Annotated in this window: 12 protein-coding genes; 5 read left to right on the top strand and 7 right to left on the bottom strand. The window is 70.8% G+C overall.

Annotated elements, in window-relative coordinates; translation table 11 throughout:
* Window positions 1-168: 168 nt before the first annotated feature.
* The 5 genes from rpoB to I601_RS03565 all read left to right on the top strand — a co-directional run bounded on the left by rpoB (window position 169) and on the right by I601_RS03565 (window position 10,094).
* Window positions 169-3,642, top strand: coding sequence for a DNA-directed RNA polymerase subunit beta (gene rpoB, locus I601_RS03585; RefSeq protein ID WP_068106541.1), 3,474 nt, complete (start codon window positions 169-171; stop codon window positions 3,640-3,642).
* Between the two features lie 89 nt (window positions 3,643-3,731).
* Window positions 3,732-7,613: a DNA-directed RNA polymerase subunit beta' gene (locus I601_RS03580; RefSeq protein ID WP_068106538.1), complete on the top strand. Its 3,882-nt coding sequence runs from the start codon at window positions 3,732-3,734 to the stop codon at window positions 7,611-7,613.
* A 145-nt stretch (window positions 7,614-7,758) separates the two neighbouring features.
* A complete protein-coding gene (locus I601_RS03575; RefSeq protein WP_068106535.1) occupies window positions 7,759-7,968 on the top strand; it encodes a hypothetical protein in 210 nt (69 codons plus the stop codon).
* Window positions 7,969-8,016: 48 nt separating this feature from the next.
* On the top strand, window positions 8,017-9,288 hold the full coding sequence (locus I601_RS03570; protein WP_068106531.1) for a geranylgeranyl reductase family protein: 1,272 nt from the start codon (window positions 8,017-8,019) through the stop codon (window positions 9,286-9,288).
* A 26-nt stretch (window positions 9,289-9,314) separates the two neighbouring features.
* The gene (locus tag I601_RS03565; protein ID WP_169834655.1) at window positions 9,315-10,094 is read left to right on the top strand and encodes a lysophospholipid acyltransferase family protein; all 780 of its coding nucleotides are present in this window, start codon (window positions 9,315-9,317) and stop codon (window positions 10,092-10,094) included.
* On the opposite strand, the gene I601_RS03560 is transcribed toward I601_RS03565, so the two are convergent.
* From I601_RS03560 to I601_RS03530, 7 genes are read right to left on the bottom strand one after another with little or no spacing between them, the layout of a single operon-like run.
* Entirely contained in the window at window positions 10,091-11,167 is a 1,077-nt protein-coding gene (locus tag I601_RS03560) for a hypothetical protein (protein WP_068106527.1), read from the bottom strand. The two genes, I601_RS03565 and I601_RS03560, sit on opposite strands and share 4 nt — an antisense overlap.
* Window positions 11,164-12,606, bottom strand: coding sequence for a PstS family phosphate ABC transporter substrate-binding protein (locus I601_RS21070; RefSeq protein ID WP_068106523.1), 1,443 nt, complete (start codon window positions 12,604-12,606; stop codon window positions 11,164-11,166). The genes I601_RS03560 and I601_RS21070 overlap by 4 nt, the downstream gene beginning before the upstream one ends.
* Window positions 12,603-13,775 (bottom strand): hypothetical protein, encoded by a 1,173-nt coding sequence (locus tag I601_RS21065; protein ID WP_068106519.1) that lies wholly within the window; start codon window positions 13,773-13,775, stop codon window positions 12,603-12,605. The genes I601_RS21070 and I601_RS21065 overlap by 4 nt, the downstream gene beginning before the upstream one ends.
* Window positions 13,772-14,239: an SPFH domain-containing protein gene (locus tag I601_RS21060; protein WP_068106516.1), complete on the bottom strand. Its 468-nt coding sequence runs from the start codon at window positions 14,237-14,239 to the stop codon at window positions 13,772-13,774. The genes I601_RS21065 and I601_RS21060 overlap by 4 nt, the downstream gene beginning before the upstream one ends.
* Window positions 14,239-15,897 (bottom strand): hypothetical protein, encoded by a 1,659-nt coding sequence (locus I601_RS03540; RefSeq protein WP_157519866.1) that lies wholly within the window; start codon window positions 15,895-15,897, stop codon window positions 14,239-14,241. Before I601_RS03540 ends, I601_RS21060 begins: the two co-directional genes overlap by 1 nt.
* A gap of 11 nt (window positions 15,898-15,908) precedes the next feature.
* Window positions 15,909-18,050 carry a glycosyltransferase gene (locus I601_RS03535; protein ID WP_084527087.1) on the bottom strand — a complete coding sequence of 714 codons (2,142 nt, stop codon included), beginning with the start codon at window positions 18,048-18,050 and terminating at the stop codon, window positions 15,909-15,911.
* On the bottom strand, window positions 18,047-18,298 hold the full coding sequence (locus I601_RS03530; RefSeq protein WP_068106510.1) for a hypothetical protein: 252 nt from the start codon (window positions 18,296-18,298) through the stop codon (window positions 18,047-18,049). Before I601_RS03530 ends, I601_RS03535 begins: the two co-directional genes overlap by 4 nt.
* Window positions 18,299-18,394: the final 96 nt, after the last annotated feature.

Here is an 18,394-nt window from a genome sequence, read left to right as displayed (position 1 = left end):
TCATCATCGGGACATCCATCGTCGACGATGCGTGCTCGTCTTGTCGCGCAATCGGTCCTCGGGTAGTGTAGCGCCTTGCGCCTGCCCTCAAATGCCCTCATGCCTTCCCGGTGGCTGTGTGGTGGTCGGCGGCGCCATCGATGAGCAGACCCGTCGAAGGACTCACTCTTGGCCGCGCGCACCGCTTCCGCCGTTTCTCGTGCTAACCGCCGCATCTCGTTCGCAAAGATCGCCGAACCCCTCGAGGTTCCCCAGCTCCTCTCTCTCCAGACCGACAGCTTCGACTGGCTGGTCGGCAACGACAAGTGGACCGAGGAGGTCGAGCGCCGCCGTGCCAACGGCGACGACGTCTCCGAGAAGTCCGGTCTGACCGAGATCTTCGAGGAGATCTCGCCGATCGAGGACTTCAGCGAGACCATGTCGCTCTCGTTCGAGAACCCTGTCTTCTACGACCCCAAGTACACGGTCGACGAGTGCAAGGAGAAGGACTTCACCTACTCCGCGCCGCTCTACGTGTCGGCGGAGTTCACCAACAACGACACCGGTGAGATCAAGGGCCAGACGGTCTTCATGGGCGACTTCCCGCTCATGACCCCCAAGGGCACGTTTGTCATCAACGGCACCGAGCGCGTCGTCGTCTCCCAGCTGGTCCGCAGCCCGGGCGTCTACTTCGAGCGCTCCGCGGACAAGACGTCCGACAAGGACATCTACACCGCCAAGCTGATCCCCAGCCGCGGCGCCTGGCTCGAGTTCGAGATCGACAAGCGCGACCTCGTCGGCGTCCGCCTGGACCGCAAGCGCAAGCAGAACGTCACCGTGCTGCTCAAGGCCCTCGGCTGGACCAACGAGCAGATCCGCGAGGAGTTCGGCCAGTACGAGTCGATGATGCTCACGCTGGAGAAGGACCACACCGAGACGCAGAAGGACGCGCTCCTCGACATCTACCGCAAGCTGCGCCCGGGCGAGCCCCCCACCGAGGAGGCCGCGCAGACCCTGCTGAACAACTACTACTTCAACCCCAAGCGCTACGACCTGGCCAAGGTCGGCCGGTACAAGATCAACAAGAAGCTCGGTCTGACCGAGGCCTTCGACCAGCAGACCCTGACCGTCGACGACGTCGTCGCCGCGATCCGCTACATCGTCGCGCTGCACGACGGCCAGGACCAGGTCGAGGCGCCCTCGGGCCCGCTCGACGTGGCCTCCGACGACATCGACCACTTCGGCAACCGTCGGATGCGCACGGTGGGCGAGCTGATCCAGAACCAGCTGCGCACCGGTCTGGCGCGCATGGAGCGCGTGGTCCGTGAGCGGATGACCACCCAGGACGTCGAGGCCATCACGCCGCAGTCGCTGATCAACATCCGGCCGGTGGTGGCGGCGCTGAAGGAGTTCTTCGGCACCTCGCAGCTGAGCCAGTTCATGGACCAGACCAACCCCATCGCGGGCCTGACGCACAAGCGTCGCCTGTCCGCGCTGGGCCCGGGCGGTCTCTCGCGCGACCGCGCCGGCATGGAGGTCCGCGACGTGCACCCGTCGCACTACGGCCGCATGTGCCCCATCGAGACCCCTGAAGGTCCCAACATCGGTCTGATCGGGTCGCTGGCCTCCTACGGCCGCATCAACCCGTTCGGGTTCGTCGAGACCCCGTACCGCAAGGTCGTCGAGGGCCAGGTCACCGACCAGATCGACTACCTCACCGCCGACGACGAGGACCGCTTCGTCATCGCGCAGGCCAACGCCGTGCTCGACGACGACCTGCGCTTCGTCAACGAGCGCGTCCTGGTGCGCACCCGTGACGGCGAGGTCTCCGAGATCCTGGCCGGCGAGATCGACTACATGGACGTCTCGCCGCGCCAGATGGTGTCGGTCGCGACCGCGCTCATCCCGTTCCTCGAGCACGACGACGCCAACCGTGCGCTCATGGGCGCCAACATGCAGCGCCAGGCCGTCCCGCTGATCCGCAGCGACAGCCCGCTGGTCGGCACCGGCATGGAGTACCGCGCCGCGGTCGACGCCGGTGACGTGGTCGTCGCGGAGAAGGCCGGAGTCGTCAAGGACGTCTCCGCCGACCTCGTCGAGACCATGAACGACGACGGCAGCTACTCGTCGTACAAGCTCGCGAAGTTCCGCCGCTCCAACCAGGGCACCTGCATCAACCAGCGTCCGCTGGTCGTCGAGGGTGACCGCCTCGAGGTCGGCAGCCCGATCGCCGACGGCCCCTGCACCGACGAGGCCGAGATGGCGCTGGGCACCAACCTGCTCGTCGCCTTCATGCCGTGGCAGGGTCACAACTACGAGGACGCGATCATCCTCTCCCAGCGCCTGGTGCAGGAGGACGTCCTCACCTCGATCCACATCGAGGAGCACGAGGTCGACGCCCGCGACACCAAGCTGGGCCCCGAGGAGATCACGCGGGACATCCCGAACATCTCCGAGGAGGGTCTGGCCGACCTCGACGAGCGCGGCATCATCCGCATCGGTGCCGAGGTCGTGACCGGGGACATCCTGGTCGGCAAGGTCACGCCCAAGGGCGAGACCGAGCTGACCCCCGAGGAGCGCCTGCTGCGCGCGATCTTCGGCGAGAAGGCGCGCGAGGTGCGCGACACCTCGATGAAGGTGCCGCACGGTGAGTCCGGCACGGTCATCGGCGTGCGCGTCTTCGACCGCGAGGACGGCGACGAGCTGCCTCCGGGCGTCAACCAGCTGGTCCGCGTCTACGTGGCCCAGAAGCGCAAGATCTCGGTGGGCGACAAGCTCGCCGGACGCCACGGCAACAAGGGTGTCATCGCCAAGATCCTGCCGATCGAGGACATGCCGTTCATGGAGGACGGCACCCCGGTCGACGTCGTGCTCAACCCGCTGGGTGTGCCGCGACGGATGAACATCGGTCAGATCCTCGAGCTCCACCTCGGCTGGCTGGCCCAGCAGGGTTGGGACCTCGACCTCGCCGAGGACACCTCGGACACCGACTGGAAGCAGCGGTTGATCAAGATCCACGCCGAGAAGGCGGAGCCGCGCACCAAGGTCGCGACTCCGGTCTTCGACGGTGCGCGCGAGGACGAGATCATCGGCCTGCTCGGCTCGACGATCCCCAACCGCGACGGCGTGCGGATGATCGACGGCACCGGCAAGGCCGACCTGTTCGACGGTCGCTCGGGCGAGCCGTTCCCGGACCCGGTCTCGGTCGGCTACATGTACATCCTGAAGCTGCACCACCTCGTGGACGACAAGATCCACGCGCGCAGCACCGGCCCGTACTCGATGATCACGCAGCAGCCCCTGGGCGGCAAGGCCCAGTTCGGTGGCCAGCGGTTCGGCGAGATGGAGGTCTGGGCGATGGAGGCGTACGGCGCCGCCTACGCCCTGCAGGAGCTGCTGACGATCAAGTCCGACGACGTGCCTGGTCGCGTCAAGGTCTACGAGGCGATCGTCAAGGGCGAGAACATCCCCGACTCCGGCATCCCGGAGTCGTTCAAGGTGCTCGTCAAGGAGATGCAGTCGCTGTGCCTGAACGTGGAGGTCCTCTCCCAGGACGGCACCAGCATCGAGCTGCGCGACGCGGAGGAAGACGTCTTCCGCGCCGCCGAGGAGCTCGGCATCGACCTGTCGCGTCGCGAGCCCAGCTCGGTCGAAGAGGTGTGAGCACGGCGGTCGGCGCGCATGTCGCGCCGGCCGCTGCTCCCGCCCCCCACGTCTGACTTTCCAAGAACCAATGAAGGGTTGCAGCCAAGGTGCTCGACGTTAACTTCTTCGACCAGCTTCAGATCGGTCTCGCCACCGCGGACGACATCCGCACGTGGAGCCACGGCGAGGTCAAGAAGCCGGAAACCATCAACTACCGCACACTCAAGCCGGAGCGCGACGGTCTCTTCTGCGAGAAGATCTTCGGTCCCACCCGGGACTGGGAGTGCTACTGCGGCAAGTACAAGCGCGTGCGCTTCAAGGGCATCATCTGCGAGCGCTGCGGCGTCGAGGTGACCCGCTCCAAGGTCCGCCGCGAGCGGATGGGCCACATCGAGCTCGCCGCCCCGGTGACGCACATCTGGTACTTCAAGGGCGTGCCCAGCCGTCTGGGCTACCTGCTCGACCTGGCCCCGAAGGACCTCGAGAAGGTCATCTACTTCGCGGCCTACATGATCACCTCCGTCGACGAGGACGCTCGCCACCGCGACCTGTCCTCGCTCGAGGGCAAGATCGGCCTGGAGCGCGAGCGCCTCGAGAAGCGTCGCGACCAGTCGCTGGAGGACCGCACCAAGAAGCTGGAGGAGGACCTCGCCGCCCTCGAGGCCGAGGGTGCCAAGGCCGACCAGCGTCGCAAGGTGCGCGACGGCGCCGAGCGGGAGATGAAGCAGTTGCGCGACCGAGCGCAGCGCGAGATCGACCGCCTCGACGAGGTCTGGAACACGTTCAAGTCCCTGAAGGTCCAGGACCTGACCGGCGACGAGATGCTCTACCGCGAGATGAAGGCCTGGTTCGGCAAGTACTTCGAGGGCCACATGGGCGCCGCCGCGATCCAGCAGCGCCTGCGGGACTTCGACATCGCCGCCGAGGTCGAGTCGCTGCGCGACACCATCGCCAACGGCAAGGGCCAGAAGAAGGTCCGCGCCCTCAAGCGCCTCAAGGTCGTCGACGCCTTCCGCAAGACCGGCAACGAGCCCCGCGGCATGGTGCTCGACGCCGTCCCGGTCATCCCGCCGGACCTGCGTCCCATGGTCCAGCTGGACGGTGGCCGCTTCGCGACCTCCGACCTCAACGACCTGTACCGCCGCGTGATCAACCGGAACAACCGGCTCAAGCGGCTGCTCGACCTCGGTGCCCCCGAGATCATCGTCAACAACGAGAAGCGGATGCTCCAGGAGGCCGTCGACTCGCTGTTCGACAACGGCCGTCGTGGTCGCCCGGTCACCGGCCCGGGCAACCGGCCGCTGAAGTCGCTGTCCGACATGCTCAAGGGCAAGCAGGGTCGCTTCCGTCAGAACCTGCTGGGCAAGCGCGTGGACTACTCGGGCCGTTCGGTCATCGTGTCGGGTCCGCAGCTGAAGCTGCACCAGTGCGGTCTGCCCAAGCAGATGGCGCTCGAGCTCTTCAAGCCCTTCGTCATGAAGCGCCTGGTCGACCTGTCGCACGCGCAGAACATCAAGTCCGCCAAGCGGATGGTCGAGCGCGCTCGTCCGGTCGTGTGGGACGTGCTCGAAGAGGTCATCACCGAGCACCCGGTGCTGCTGAACCGTGCCCCCACCCTGCACCGCCTGGGCATCCAGGCCTTCGAGCCCCAGCTCATCGAGGGCAAGGCCATCCAGATCCACCCGCTCGTGTGCGGCGCGTTCAACGCCGACTTCGACGGTGACCAGATGGCGGTGCACCTGCCGCTGTCGGCCGAGGCCCAGGCCGAGGCCCGGATCCTGATGCTGTCGACGAACAACATCCTCAAGCCCTCGGACGGCCGCCCGGTCACCATGCCGTCGCAGGACATGATCATCGGCCTGTTCTGGCTGACCACGGACCGCGACGGCGAGGTCGGCGAAGGCCGGGCCTTCTCCAGCGTGGCCGAGGCGATCATGGCCTTCGACCGCTCGGAGATCACCCTGCAGTCGAAGGTCAAGATCCGTCTCGACGACGTGGTGCCGGGCTCCGGCGCCGAGTTCAACGAGAGCGGACCGAAGGCCGAGACGACCACCGTCGAGACCACCCTGGGTCGCGCGCTGTTCAACGAGACCCTGCCCGCCGACTACCCGTTCGTGAACTACGAGGTCGGCAAGAAGCAGCTCGGCGCGATCGTCAACGACCTCGCGGAGCGCTACACCAAGGTCGAGGTCGCGGCCTCGCTCGACGCCCTCAAGGACGCCGGCTTCAGCTTCGCGACCTTCTCGGGTGTCACCGTCTCCATCGACGACGTCACCACGCCGGCCGACAAGCTCGAGATCCTCGCGCCCTACGAGGCCCAGGCCGCGAAGGTGCAGAAGGACTTCGAGCGCGGTCTGATGACCGACGACGAGCGCCGTCAGGAGCTCGTGGAGATCTGGACCGACGCCAGCCGCAAGGTCGGCGACGCGATGGAGAAGGCGTTCGACCGGACCAACCCCATCTACATGATGGTCGACTCGGGCGCGTCCGGAAACATGAACCAGATCCGTCAGGTCGGCGCCATGCGTGGTCTGGTGGCGAACCCCAAGGGCGAGATCATCCCGCGCCCGATCAAGGCGAACTTCCGTGAGGGCCTCTCGGTCCTGGAGTACTTCATCTCCACCCACGGTGCTCGCAAGGGTCTGGCCGACACCGCCCTGCGTACCGCCGACTCGGGCTACCTGACCCGGCGCCTGGTCGACGTCTCGCAGGACGTCATCATCCGCGAGGACGACTGTGGCACCGAGCGCGGTCTGCCCAAGCGGATCGGCGAGCGTCGTGAGGACGGCACCGTGGTCAAGGCGGAGAACGCCGAGACCGCGGCGTACGCCCGCGCGGCGGCCACCGAGGTCACCCACCCGGAGACCGGCGAGACCCTCGCCGCCGCCGGCGAGGACCTCGGCGACGTCAAGATCGACGAGCTCGTGGCAGCCGGCATCGAGGAGGTCAAGGTCCGCTCCGTGCTGACCTGCGACGCCAAGACCGGTACCTGCGCCAAGTGCTACGGCCGTTCGCTGGCCACCGGCAAGCTCGTCGACATCGGCGAGGCGGTCGGCATCATCGCCGCCCAGTCGATCGGTGAGCCGGGCACGCAGCTGACCATGCGTACCTTCCACACCGGCGGTGTGGCCTCCGCGGACGACATCACGCAGGGTCTGCCCCGCGTGGTCGAGCTCTTCGAGGCACGCTCGCCCAAGGGCCGCACGCCGATCGCCGAGGCGGCCGGCCGGGTCGAGATCGACGAGACCGACAAGGCTCGCAAGATCCTCGTCACGCCCGACGACGGCTCGGAGGTCCAGGAGTACCCGGTCTCCAAGCGCTCGCGTCTCAACGTGGACGACGGCCAGCACATCGAGGTGGGCCACCACCTCACGTCGGGCACCCCGGACCCGCAGGACGTCCTGCGGATCCTCGGTGTGCGTCGCGCCCAGGAGCACCTGGTGGACGAGGTCCAGCAGGTCTACCGCTCGCAGGGCGTGTCGATCCACGACAAGCACATCGAGATCATCGTGCGCCAGATGCTGCGTCGCGTCACGGTGATCGAGTCGGGCGAGACGAACCTGCTGCCCTCCGACCTCGTGGACCGCGTGCGGTTCGAGGAGGAGAACCGTCGGGTCGTCTCCGAGGGCGGCAAGCCGGCGTCGGGTCGTCCGGTGCTCATGGGCATCACCAAGGCCTCGCTGGCGACCGAGTCGTGGCTCTCGGCGGCCTCCTTCCAGGAGACCACCCGCGTGCTCACCGACGCGGCGATCCACGGGCGCAGCGACTCGCTGCGCGGTCTCAAGGAGAACGTGATCATCGGAAAGCTGATCCCGGCGGGCACCGGCCTCGAGCGGTACCGCGCCATCCGGGTGGAGCCGACCGAGGAGGCTCGGGCCGCGGCGTACTCCGTCACCGGCTACGACTCCTACGACTACGAGTTCGGTGGCAACGCCGGCGGCCAGGCCGTGGCCCTGGACGACTTCGACTTCGGGTCGTACCAGAGCTGATCCTCGGCTCCCGCACCACGACCGCAGGGCCCCACCCGATCCGGGTGGGGCCCTGCGGCGTCCCCGGGACCTCCTCGCCCGCGCGGGTGTGACCGGCGCCACCGGCGCATGGTGGTCTGGGCAGGTCCGACACTCGGGAGGAACCGTGGACGAGCAGCAGGCAGCGCACGAGCCCAGCGAGGCCGAGATCGAGGAGGAGCGCGAGCGCCGCCTGGCCGACGAGAACCGGCCCGACGGTGCCGAGATCGACAACACCGGTCGCGACTTCGACCCCGAGCACGGGATGTTCGAGGACCGTGACGACTACGGGGCGACCCCGGCGCCGTACCCGCCGCTGGAGGAGCAGGACACCTGAGGCGGCGCTGAGTTGGGCCGCTCACCAGCGTCCTGAGAGAATCGCGGGGTGAGCAGCCTCCCGACCCAGACCGACGTCCTCGTCGTCGGTGCCGGTCCCGCCGGGTCGGCCGCGGCCGCCTGGGCCGCGCGGGCCGGGCTCGACGTCCTGCTGACCGACGCGGCGACCTTCCCGCGCGACAAGACCTGCGGTGACGGGCTCACCCCCCGCGCCGTCCACGAGCTGTCGCTCCTCGGGCTCGAGGACTGGCTGCGCACCCACACCGTCAACCAGGGGCTGCGCGCCCACGGCTTCGGCCAGACGCTGCTGCTGCCCTGGCCCGGCGGCTCGCTGCCCTCGTGGGGCAGCGCCGTGGCCCGCACCGAGCTGGACGACCACCTGCGCACCGTGGCGATCAAGGCCGGGGCCCGGGCCGTCGACGGGGTGCGCGCGGTCGACGTGGTCCGCGACGGCGACCGGGTCCGTGCCGTCGTCATGGAGCGTCGCGGCCCCGGCGGTCGCGACGACGTCGAGCGGGTCGAGGTCGCGTGCCGGCGCCTCGTGGTCGCCGACGGTGTGCGCTCCCCGCTGGGCAAGGTCCTGGGCCGCGAGTGGCACCGTGACACCGTGTACGGCGTCGCCGGTCGCTCCTACGTGGCCTCCACCGAGTCCGACGACCCGTGGATCAGCTCGCACCTCGAGCTGCGCGGCCAGGACGGCGAGATCCTCTCCGGCTACGGCTGGATCTTCCCGCTCGGCACCGGCGAGGTGAACCTCGGGGTCGGCACGCTGGCCACCGCGAAGCGCCCGGCCAACATCGCCGTCAAGCCGCTCATGCAGTTCTACGCCGACCAGCGGCGCGAGGGCTTCGGGCTGAGCGGCGAGCTGCGCGCACCCACCTCGGCCCTGCTGCCGATGGGCGGAGCCGTCTCGGGCGTCGCCGGACCCAACTGGGCGCTGATCGGTGACGCCGCGGGCTGCGTGAACCCGCTCAACGGCGAGGGCATCGACTACGGACTCGAGACCGGCCGGATGGTCGCCGAGCTGATGGCCGACCTGAACCCCGACCGCGACCGCCTCGCCACGCAGTGGCCGGCCCTGCTGAGCGAGCACTACGGCGAGTCCTTCTCGGTGGCGCGCCGGCTGGCGGGCCTGGTCACCGTGCCGCGGCTGCTGCCCGCGCTGGGGCCGGTCGGGATGCGCTCGGACTGGCTGATGACCCTGGCACTGCGCTGGATGGGCAACCTGGTCACCGACGAGGACCGCGACCGGGCGGCCCGGGTGTGGCGCTGGGCCGGTCGGCGCTCGCTGGCTCTCGACGCCCGCCCCCCGTTCTCCTGAGCACCGAGCGGACCTACCGGTCGACGGTGCGCCTGGGGAGCGCGCTGCTGCGCTCGCTGCAGGTCACCAGCCGCTGGTCGGGCGAGGAGCACGTGCCGACCCGGGGCCCGGTGCTGCTGGCCAGCAACCACGTGGCCTACCCCGACTTCCTCTTCGTGGGGCAAGCGGCCCTGGCCCGGCGTCGGTACGTGCGGTTCCTGGCCCGCCACGACGTCTGGCACACCCCCCTCGTGGGCCGCGCCATGACCGCGATGCGGCACGTGCCGGTCGACCGCGCGGCACCGGCCGCGGCGTACCTGCACGCCCGGGCGCTGCTGCGGGCGGGGGAGAGCGTGTGCCTGTTCCCGGAGGCCGGCGTCTCCCACTCCTACACCGTGCGCGCCCTGATGCCCGGGGTCGCGGCCCTGGCACGTGAGCTCGACCTGCCGGTGGTGCCGGTGGCCGTGTGGGGCACCCAGCGGCTCTGGCCGCTGCAGCGCCACGTGAGCGAGCCGCCGCCGGCTCCGGCGCTCACCCGAGGGCGCACGGTCGACGTGCGCTTCGGGGCGCCCCTGTGGCTGGGCCGCGCTGCCGACCCGGCGAGCGCCACCACCGAGCTGGGCCACCGGCTCACCGAGCTGCTCGAGGGCCTGCAGCACCTGCCCGAGCACCGCCCCCGCCCCGGGGAGCGGGCCCGGTGGTACCCCCGTCACCTCGGCGGGACGGCGCCCACGCGCGAGGAGGCCCGCGGTCTCGACCAGCTGCCCCGCCGTGCCCAGTGGCCGACCTGGGGCCCGACCGGGGGGCCTACGCGGGCGCGCCCCTAGAAGTCGGCGGCCGCGACCTCGCAGAGGTTCAGCCCGGGGTGCTCGGCGTCGTTGACGACGTAGTACGACGAGAGCACGAAGCGACGGGTCCGCCCGTGGGCGGTCCACCACAGCCGCAGCATGCCGTTCTCGGGAAGCGCCACCGGGGGCACGCCACCGAGGACCGGGTCGTGGTCGAGGTGGTCGGTCTCGACGTGGTCCTCGACGGCGCCCTCGCCCTCGATGCGCTCGACGTAGAGCGAGGAGTCGGGGTCGTCGGTGCGCAGCATGATCTCCTGACGACCTCCGTCACCGAGGTCGGGGCTGCAGGTCAGCACGACCTCGCCGAGACCCGCCAGCGGGAGCACCTGGGTCGTGGGCGCGGAGGTGCCGTCCACGTCTCCGTGCCAGTCGACCCCGACCGAGCGGTCCACGACCGTCTCCAGGGTCACCGCGATGCGGCACGAGCGGTAGGCGCGCGGGTGGTCGAAGCCGTTCCAGTACCAGGACAGCTCGAGCGAGGTGGACGGGAGCCGCGGCGCCGTGGCCGCGGGACGGTGGCGACCCGGACGCTGGCTGATCACGCCGTGCATGAAGCCCTGCGCGTAGTTCTCGACCGGGGTGGCCTGGTTGAGCCCCTCGTGGGCCGAGCGGCCGGTGCCACCCCTGCCGTCGTCGTCCGCGCCGGCCCAGCGGTAGACCCGCACGTTCTTCACCGCGACGGCGGGACCGGCCTTGTCCTCGTGCTTGGCCACCCACAGCTGGGTCTCGGCCGACCGGTCGTAGGGGGTGAGGCGGACCATCGTGTTGCGCGGCCTGCAGACCAGGGTGAGCGTGCCGATGCCCGGCACGGGGGCGGACCTGGCCTTGCGTCCGTCGGTGCCGTGCCAGTCGACGACGACCTTGCGGGTCAGGGCGCCCTCGACCCGACGCGGGGCGACCGGCGGCCCGACCCGTTCCTCGGCCCCTGCCGGGGAGAGGCCGGGCTGGAGCGGTCCCAGCGCGGTGAGCACCAGGGCGAGGAGCGTGACCACCAGGCCGGCGGCCCTTCCGGTCGTCGCACGGGTCGTCGGGCGGGTCGTCGGGCCGGTCATCGGGCCGGCTCCCCGGACGCCGGAGCGGGTGCGGCCTGCTCGGGCGCCTCCTGCGCGTCGGCGGTGACGAGGTCGGGCGCCTCGCGTCCGGTGACCCAGTCCTTCTGCTGCTCGATGTCGCCGTGCGACAGGGCGACGAGCTGCGCCTCGACGGCGGCGGCGCCCGCCCCGTCGAGGTAGTGCAGGAGGAAGTCCGCGACCTCGGGGCGGTCCATCGACCGCGTGGTGGTGGTCAGCAGGAGCCGACGGGAGAGCGGGTACTCGCCGCTGGTGATGGTGCGCTGCGAGGGGAAGATGCAGCTGCGCTCGCCGTCGGTGCCGGTGATCTCGAAGGGACGCAGCTGGTCCTCGAACAGCTCGTAGTAGCTGAACAGGAAGTAGCCGACGTGGCCGCGGGTGCGCTGCACCCGGGCGCGGGCGGCGGCCGCGGCGTCGTAGCGCGCGACCACGCCGTCCTTCTCGTCGGTGAGCGTGAGCATCAGCTCCCGCTTCCGCGCGAGGTCCTGCTCGGCACGCACCAGGCGGGCGCGGTCGGCGGCCTGCTGGGCCGGCGGACGCTGGTCGCGCTCGCCCTTGGCCACCTCGGCGCGGGCGACCTCCACCTCGGCCTTGGCGTCGTTGACGACCTGCCAGTGCTCCTCCAACCGGCTCTTGACCAGGTCCCGCTCGCGCGAGCGGTCGCGCAGCTGCAGCGCGAGGTCCTCGTCGCGCTCACGCCCGACGACGAAGAGCCGGGAACCCTGGTCGGTGTCGAAGGGGCGGTAGTCCGAGCGCAGGTTGATCAGCGACGGGTCCGGGGCGTCGAGGACGGTGCGGCCGAAGAACCGGAACGCGTTGTTCTCGCGGTTGGGTCCGGCCACCGCCAGGGGGACGTCGTCGTAGCCGGTACCGACCTGGGACCAGGCGGTGACGGGGGAGCCGGCGCGGTAGACCTCGCGCACCTGGGCGGTGCTGAGGCAGTCGCCCCCCACGTCGGTCTCGTTCTTGATGGCCACGACCACGGCGTCGGAGGCGACCTGGAGCTGGACCACGTCCAGCCCCACCGCGTGGCAGGCTCCCAGCTCGGCGGCGCTGATCGTGCGGGTCGAGTCGACGACATCGACCTCGCCCGCGCAGAGCGACGCGAACGCCGCGTCCTCGCCGCGGTGTGCGGTCCGGACGTCGGTGGCGCTCCCGCTGCGCACGTAGGACAGACGCTGCTGGGCGGTGAGGGCTCCGTCGATGCCATCGATCTCGACGACGCCCGACGTGGGGGAGGGCAGGGCGCGCTGCGCCTGACGCACCCGCTGCGCCTCGGCCTGACCGTCGCGGTAGTCGCGGGCCTGGGCGTCGGCGACCACGTCGGTCGCGTCCTGCCTCGGCTCCTCGGAGCACGCGGCCGTCCCGAGGGCGGCCAGCACCAGGGTGGCGGCGAGGGCGCGGGCCCGGCGGGTGCTCACTGCTGCTCCTGGGAAGCGCTCGTGGAGGTCTGCTCCAGGACCAGGCCGGATCCGTCCGAACCCTGCGCGGGCGGGTAGCGGTAGCGGTCGCCGAGCTCGACGACCTCGAAGTCGGTGAGGTCCAGCCCCTGCAGCTCGTTGCCGTCGATGAGTCCCGCCGTGACGTCGCGCTGGGCGTAGAGGGTGGGCACCTCGGCGCGGTCGACGACGATGGCGCCGTAGGTGCGCAGCGCCAGCACGATGGCGTCGGCCATCCGGCGCTGCTGGTCGGTGAGCGGGATCAACCTGCCGGTCCCGGGGTCGCGCGGGCGCTCGGGCACCACGTCCGCACGCAGCCGGATCCGGGCCCCCTCGGGCAGCGAGTCGGCGGAGCCGTTGCCGTCGGTCGAGGACGCCGGCGACACGAAGACGTTCTGCGCCGGCCCGGGGAGGCTGATCGCCAGGGCGTGCTCGATGAGTCCTGCCTCGAGCTCGCCCGGCCGGATCAGGCCGGCGAAGAGCGGGAGGCCGGAGCCGCGGGCACTGACCTCCTGCGGGGCGCTGAAGCCGGGGCCGTCGAGGTCCCAGCGCTTCATGTAGTGGTACGAGATGGAGCCGTCGTCCTCGCGACGGGCCCGCCACAGGTCGTAGGCCACGGACTCGGTGGTGTCGAAGACCGTGAACCAGCCGTCGTAGCGGGGGTCGGGATCGATGTCGGCGGGGATGTCGAGGGTGATCTCGTCGTCGCCGTCCCCGCACTGCGCCTGTCGGCACACGACCGGGGTCGGGTCGCCGCCCGCGACCACGGGCACGGTCCAGGCCTCGGTGTTGACGTAGAGCGGGTCGGTGACGGTCTCGGTCTGCACACGCACCCGGTCCCCGTCCTCGACCACGCCCTCGCGCACCTGGGACCGGCGGATCAGCCGGTCGGACGCCGGGTCGACGGGCGCACCGTCGACCCGGGCGTTCCACGGGGAGTCGGCGCTGAAGTGGCGTCGCTCGGCCACGACGGCCGCGCCGTCGGGCCCGACCACGGTCGACGCGGAGTCCGCCCCGGCGGTGACGACGAGGTCGCCCGAGGGGGACCGGCCCGCGTCGCGGTCGGTGGAGCCGCCGCACGCGGCCAGGGCCGCGACGAGGACGGAGGCCGTGAGGGCGGCCGACGCGCGGGGCCGGATCGCGGTGCTCATCGGTGCCCGCCCGTGCGAGGGGGCTCGAGGTCGTCGCTCAGCCGCGCGACGGCGGCGGCGGCGAGGATCGACTGAGCCTCGCGGCGGGCCTCGAGACGGATCCGCTCGGCGTCGAGCTCGGCCTGGGCGGTGATGAGCTCGCAGCGCCGAGCCACCTCCTCCTCGACCGCGGCCAGGTGGGCCAGTGCGGCGTCCCGGTCCGCACGGACACGCGCGGTGACCTGTTCCAGCTCGGGGCCGGGGGCGAGGTCGGGCTCGGGCTCGGGGCCCGGCTCCGGCTCCGGCTCCGGCTCCGGGTCGGGGTCGGGGGCGGGCTCCGGCGCGGGAGGGACGTCCGACGCCAGGGGGTGGGTGAAGTCGACGCGGCCGATGCGGGCGCTGTCGGCGGCGCCGAGGATGTCGTCCAGGGACGGTGGCGGTGCGACCGCGGTGCGGGTCCGCCCGTGGTTCATCGCGGGGTGCATCAGGGAGCCTCCGTGTCGGCGGGAGCCGCGGGGCGGAAGCCGGGCGGGACGGACACCAGCGTGTAGCGCTCGGTGCGGTAGACGGCGTTGAGCACGGGGTCCTCGCCGCGGGCGGCCTCGGGATAGCGCTCCGAGAGCAGGTCGCCGCCGCCCGTGGAGAGCAGCAGGTAGTCGACGTGCTCGACCGGGTCGGCCGCCGCCTCCTGCCAGGGTCCGTCGGACTCGTCGACCCGGTCGAAGAACAGGTCGGGCTGTCCGGTGAAGAGCATCACGGCGTAGGTCTGGGCGTTGTCGGTGAGGATCGAGCCGGGCCGCTCGACGTTGTCGCGCAGGAAGGCGGCCATGGCCTGCTCGTCGACCACACCGACGACCTGGTCGTCCAGCGTGCGGGCGCCCTCCTGGCTCTGGCCCGTCGACAGCGCGGCCGCGAACGTGGACTCGAGGCTCTGGTAGCGGTAGGTCTTCATGGCCTGGAACGTCCACGGGACGCTGAGCAGCAGACCGACGACGAGCAGGGCGCTGACCAGGGTCGCGCTGCTGCCCGACGAGCGGGCCAGCCAGATCGCGCCCACCGTGGCCAGCAGCAGGACGGGCAGCGCGTTGCGCATCGCCATCGGCGAGTCCGAGAGGCCCAGCACGACTGCGAAGCCCGGGGAGAGGACCGCCACCGCCAGCAGCACGCCCAGCCACAGCGCGAAGGTGTTCGCCCGTGCCAGCCCGGCGAAGAGCAGGGCGGGCAGCACCACGATCGCGATCGGGGCCCCGAAGAGCACCAGCTCGCCGGTCCGGCGGGCCAGCTCCACGAACGTGAAGGTCTCGGTGAGCGCGGTCGAGGCGTCGCTGGCCGAGGTGATCCACGAGATCGGGTTGCCCAGGAGCACCAGGTTGAAGACCGTCCAGAGGGCGATGACGTAGACCGTGGGGGCGGCGAAGCCGATCGTGGTGCCCTCGACCTCGGTGCCGTCGGCCCCCATCCGGGCCAGGACCGCCCCGACGAGGACGGCGCTGACCAGGAACCACAGCAGGCTGCTGTACCCGGCGAGGGCGGCCACCGAGTAGGCGAGCCCCGCGATCATCACGAAGCGGACGTCGGCGGTGACGTACCAGGCGAACAGGGCCCCCAGCGCGGTCACCACGAAGCACAGCCAGATGATGTGGCGGGCTCCGCCGGCGGCGTACAGGGCCAGCAGCGGGTTGGCGCCCAGGGCGACGAGCACGGGGACGCGCAGCGCGGCGACCACGCCGGCGCGGCGCAGCATCGTGTTGAGCACGACCATCGTGAAGGCCGCGAACAGGGCCGAGGCCAGCGGCACGATCACCAGGGAGCGGGCCAGCGCCGGGACGATGGTCAGCGGCGAGACCAGCAGGGTGGCCAGCGGCGGGTAGTCGAAGCCGAGCGCGGAGAGCTTCGCCGGGTCGTTGTGCCAGATCATCAGGGCCCGGTTGAGGCGGTCGAGGGTCTCGAAGCCCACGACGTGCTGCTGGACCACGAGCCAGTAGCCGAACCAGGTGTACGCCGCGGTGAAGAGCACGAAGACGAGCAGGCTCTCCCAGGGTCGGCGAGGCACGTCGGCGGGTCGGCGGCCCACGGCCTGCACCACCCTGGTGAGGCGCTGGCGGTGGAGGGGGCTCGCTGCGGTCGGGGGGCTCGGCTGCACCGTCGCGCTCATCAGTGCCCCCCGGCCGTCGGCTCGTTGAGGCCGTGCTCGGTCTTCTCCCAGTAGAAGGGGTTGGTGAAGAGCTGGATGAAGCCCTTCCAGGCCGCCCAGCTCATCAGGCCCCAGTAGAGCGGGGAGAGCAGGGCGGTCCGGGTGAGGCCGAACTCCCCGCGCTGCAGGCTGCCGGCGACGTTGAGGTAGACGAAGACGAAGTTGCCGATGAAGAGCATCGCGCTGGCGGCGTAGAACACCAGCCCCGGGAAGAGCTGCTGGATGAAGCCGGCCTGGGTCAGCACGTACAGCGTGGTCAGGGCCCAGAACACCGGGTTCATCAGCAGCACGAACGCGCTGCCCATCGTGAGGTTGAACGACAGGAAGCCGCGCAGACCGGTCTGGCTGAGCAGGGCGACCGGGTTGCGCATGTGCACCAGCCAGGTCTGCATGTAGCCCTTGATCCAGCGGCTGCGCTGGCGGACCCAGTTCGGGACCTGGGAGTTGGCCTCCTCGAGCGTGGTCGAGTCGATCATCGCCGTCCGGTAGCCCTCGCGGTGCAACCGGATGCCGAGGTCGGCGTCCTCGGTGACGTTGAAGGGGTCCCAGGCGCCGAGGTCGCGCAGCACGTCGGTGATGAAGTGGTTGGAGGTGCCGCCCAGGGGGATGGGCGACTCGGAGGCGCCCATCGCCGGGAGCACCAGCTCGAAGTGCATGGAGTACTCGTTGGCGAACCAGGCCGTGAGCATGTTCTGGTCCTGGTTGAAGTAGTTGAGCTTCGCCTGGATGCACACGACGTTGCCGGGCACCCGCTCGAAGGCCAGCACCGACTTCTTCAGCTGGTCGGGGTCGGGACGGTCCTCGGCGTCGAAGATGACGCAGAAGCTGCCGGTCGAGAGCTGCAGACCGTAGTTGCAGGCCTTCGGCTTGGTCTTGGGCTTCGCGTCAGGGACGACCACGAGGTGGAAGTGCGGCGGCAGCCGCATCCCGCGGATCATCTCGACGGTCTCGACGTCGTCCTCCTCGCACAGCAGCTTCACGTCGAGGCGGGTGCGGGGGTAGTCGAGGGCGTTGATGTCGCGCACCAGCCGAGCGACGATGCCGGCCTCCTTGTAGAGCGGCACCAGGATCGTGTAGACGGGCAGGTGCCGCTCGTCGAGCGCCGCGATCTCCTCGTCGGTGATGTCGGTCTCCAGGTGCGTGCCCAGCGCCCGCAGCGTGAGGCGGAACTTGTAGACCGAGACGAGCAGGTAGAGCAGGCTCGCCAGGCCCACCAGCGCGACGAGGGTCCTCATCGGCCAGAGCAGGCCGCACAGGACGGTCACGACGACCGTCAGCACCAGCACGGCCTTCTGGGTCGGCGAGACCACGACGTGGGCCGAGGACTCCGGCGCGTTGTCCATCAGGTGCGTCGTGGCGACGTCGGCGTAGTGCTCGCTGTGCACCCGCTGGAGCAGCTGGTCGAGCTCGGTGCGGTTGGCCAGCAGCTGGCGCACCGGCTGCCCGAGGGCCGTCTCGACGTCGCGCAGCGACGGGCCGGCGAGCGGGCGGGCGACGGCCACGAGCAGGACGCCCTCGGAGTCGGCGATCGGCACGGTCTGCAGCGTGCGGGCCAGCGGCTCGGGCAGCCGGCGGGCCAGGTCGGGATCGGGCTCGAAGTCGTCGAGGGACACCCGCTGCAGCTGGTGGATCTCGGACAGCGCCGCGACCAGGACGTCCTCGTCGATCGACTCGTGGGCCACGAGGATGTCGCCCAGGGGGTCCCCGGTGCGGGAGTACTCCAGCATCGCGCGCTGCATCTGCTCGGTGGTCACCAGCCCGCTCCGCGTGAGCATCTGGGCCATCTGGGTGCGCGCCCGGCGGGTCTCGGCGCTCTCGACGTCCCGGTCGACCGGGGGGTGGGCCAGGTCGATGGCCGCCATGATCTCGTTTGTCGTGTGCCGCACCAGCAGGACGGGGGCGTCGACGCGCTCGACCACGACGTGCTCGGTGATCGGGTCGTCGGGATCCGTGGCGGCGACGAGCACCTGACCGTCGACGACCGCGTAGGCGAGGACCCGGAAGGTGCGGCAGATCCCTTCGGGCAGCAGCTGTGCGAGCTCGGCGTCGAACCCGTCGGTGAGCCGCACGGCCGCCCGGGTGGTCGAGCCGGTCGTCGTCATCGGGCGCCGGTCCCGAAGCCGTGGAGCGTGGCCTCGTCGGTGCTGCGCGGACCGGGTGCGGGCGGGGCGCTGCGCTCGCCGCGGGCGCCCGCGACCGACCAGGCGAGGAAGGCGAGCAGGAGCACCACCAGCGGAGCGAGGAGGAAGCCGATGAAGACGGCGACGAAGACCAGCAGGGTCACGACGACGCCGACCGCGCCGGCTCCCACGGACTTGCCCTGACGTGCGGTGGACACCTGGACTGCCATCGGTGCGCTCCCTCCTCGGGCCCCGGCTCCCGCCGCGGCCACCTGCTCTCCCCGAGCCTGCAGACCGACAGTAGGGCGGCTCCTGCTGCACCTCTG

The sequence above is a fragment of the Nocardioides dokdonensis FR1436 genome, from assembly GCF_001653335.1.
Classification (GTDB): domain Bacteria; phylum Actinomycetota; class Actinomycetes; order Propionibacteriales; family Nocardioidaceae; genus Nocardioides; species Nocardioides dokdonensis.
The sequence above is the reverse complement of the archived record's forward strand: the minus strand, read 5'-3'. Positions and strand labels throughout refer to the sequence as shown.

Coding starts and splice junctions, on each gene's coding strand:
- I601_RS03535 (WP_084527087.1), bottom strand. CDS start 18,050: ATGACGACGACCGGCTCGACCACCCGGGCGGCCGTGCGGCTCACCGAC.
- I601_RS03560 (WP_068106527.1), bottom strand. CDS start 11,167: ATGACCGGCCCGACGACCCGCCCGACGACCCGTGCGACGACCGGAAGG.
- I601_RS21060 (WP_068106516.1), bottom strand. CDS start 14,239: ATGCACCCCGCGATGAACCACGGGCGGACCCGCACCGCGGTCGCACCG.
- I601_RS21065 (WP_068106519.1), bottom strand. CDS start 13,775: ATGAGCACCGCGATCCGGCCCCGCGCGTCGGCCGCCCTCACGGCCTCC.
- I601_RS03530 (WP_068106510.1), bottom strand. CDS start 18,298: ATGGCAGTCCAGGTGTCCACCGCACGTCAGGGCAAGTCCGTGGGAGCC.